We start from the raw sequence: 2519 nt of genomic DNA, 5'->3' as shown, positions 1-2519 counted from the left end.
AATCTATAAAGGGCCCTGATATAGCCTGTTAAACGCGGCGCAAGGTATTGAAATACTTTATCAAGATTTGATAGATTTTGATTTTTGGCATCACTTGAAAAATCACTGGCAAGCATTTCATAGGAAAGATAGCCCGGTTTTGTATCATCGTAAAAGTTAAGATCCGCCATAATTTGTTCTAAAACATTAAGCATTTCACGGCCGTTAAAAACTTTGTCTACGATGATATCAGGTAATTTATTGGATGTAAAAACCCTACGATTGATGCGCAAAGGTTTTTTGTCTAAAACTGAATATACATCCATTTTATTTGTTTTGTTTGGCATAGGTTCCAAAAATGGCCCATCAAATTCGAGTCGATCTCCAAAATGGGCACGCAATTCTTCTTTACCCCATTGCAACGGATTATCACTTCTTGGAAGAAGATAGGGATTCCCCTGGAGATCTAAGTAAGTTAAGTTTCTTAAATTGGCTATGCTTGCAGGAATAGTAGTTAAATTATTACCATCTAAAGAAAGATAGCGCAGATTAATCAGATTTCCAATTGACTCAGGCAAAGAAGTAAGTTGGCATCTGTCGAAAAAGGTGGTTTCCAAGTTTTCTAAATTGCCGATGGATTCTGGCAAAGAAGTAAGAGTCTTTATCTTGATGCTAAGTTCTTTTAAGTTTTTCAAATTACCTATAGATTTTGGTAAAGAAACCGATATACCGCCCGAAATATGAAGCTCTTTTAAATTTTTCAAGTTACCAATTAAGTCGGGCACAAAAAAATCGTAACTGCTTGAAAAGTCAAGTATTTCTAAATCTGTTACCTTAGTTATTGCATCAGGCAACTGAAAGTATCCACGTATGGCATGAACTTTTTTTAACCAGGGAAATAGGTCGATATATTGAAGCATGTTTAAAATTCTATTGTCTAAAGCTCTGTCCTGTATAATAGGATCGACCTCAAAACACTTTTGATTAAAAATTTGATTAGGGTCTTTCGAATAAGATAAAGTGTTTATAATTTTATGTAAATCATCAACATTTGATAATCCAATATTTTTAATATAATGTAAAATGTTTGTTTTAAAATAGTAAGGATCATGATTTTTAAATTCTATTATATCAAGAAAAATCTTAATATGTTGAATATCATCAAAATTCATTTTATCTTTTAATTGTTTTATATAATCATCTAATTTTTTAATTTGATCACCATACTGTATAAATGAATCTGTATACATTATCTTTGTTTTATCTCCTTTAATATTTTGGAGTCTAGAGAGTATTTTTACCAAAATATCAGGGCCAAAGCCTTTATCATGCGTAAAATGATAAGCACATTGAAAAACTTCGTTATCAAATTTATTATAATAAATAGGGTCGATAAGATTGAGTATACTTATTAGATTTTGATATTCACGCAACGAAAGATAATATCGTTCATTGAATTTTTCATACCGATAAATAAAAGAATTTTTTGAGAATTTACTTTTGAGTGCACGACGTATAATAGCGTCATACTTAAATGGATCCACTTGCCTTAAAAGCTGCATAAGCGAAAAAAAACATTCTGAATCATAAATATCTTTTTTTTCTAAACCCAAGGTTTTAATAATTTGTTCTGAATGATGTATCAAAGCCTTAATATTTTTTTTATGCCGCTGATCAAGCATTTTTTCCACGTTTACTGGATCAAGAATCGTTTTAAAACCATTATCTTTAAAATCATCACTTTTATAATGGGATCGAAGTGTTTCTATAAAAGAATCAAAAAGTTCACGATTGTAAAAAGGAGAATTACAAAACGCGCCGATCAATGGAATTTGATAAAATATATATTGTTTAGTACCTAAAAGCGCTTTAATAATAATTTTGAATTCGTAAGGATATAAATCTAATTTAATGGCATCTTTTAACCTTTTTAGAATATTGTAAACGCCTTTGCCACAAGGAAACTTATTTTTGAGCAAATTATATATCTTTACAAAATCGGCATAATGCTCTGAATTCCAAGGATCTGTTGTTGTGTCAAATATTTTACTGATTTCAAGGAAATCATCATAATTTTTTGAATCTAGTGTATTTAGGGCAGCAATTAAATAGCTCCAAAAGTCATCATCTGTACCAAAATCTATAGATAGGTTTCGATTATCGATAATTTTTTTTATCATTTGAAGAATCAAAAATGGATTGTTTTGTTCTAATACTTCTTTGATAAATTCTTCCTTTTGTTCTTCATCGCAATCAGAATTGAATCTAAGTGATTGGAATAATTCTATAAATTCGCGACTAGTTTCATCCAGCAAGCTTAAGGCAGAAGCATTCGCATTAAGATTATTTAAAATTATTGTGTTTTCGGTTTGTTTTTTCTTGCTGTTAGGCTCTTCGGCATCTGCAGCGCGTTCTCTTTTTCGCAACATTCCATTGTTATTACTGTCAGATGGATCACCCCCATTATTGTCCATTGCAAAAGAAATTCCAGAAAACATGGTGTTCACGAATAACGAAAATATAAATAATTTTTTATGCAT

Annotated in this window: 1 protein-coding gene; it reads right to left on the bottom strand. The window is 30.5% G+C overall.

The window, feature by feature from the left end:
- Positions 1-2477: leucine-rich repeat domain-containing protein (locus tag Q8L85_01535; protein ID MDP1723369.1), on the bottom strand; the 2477-nt coding region annotated here is incomplete at its 3' end.
- Between the last annotated feature and the right edge of the window lie 42 nt (positions 2478-2519).

It is taken from the genome of Alphaproteobacteria bacterium (assembly GCA_030680745.1).
Classification (GTDB): Bacteria; Pseudomonadota; Alphaproteobacteria; order JAUXUR01; family JAUXUR01; genus JAUXUR01.
Note: the sequence above shows the minus strand (reverse complement) of the source record. Positions and strands in the feature narration are given on the sequence as shown.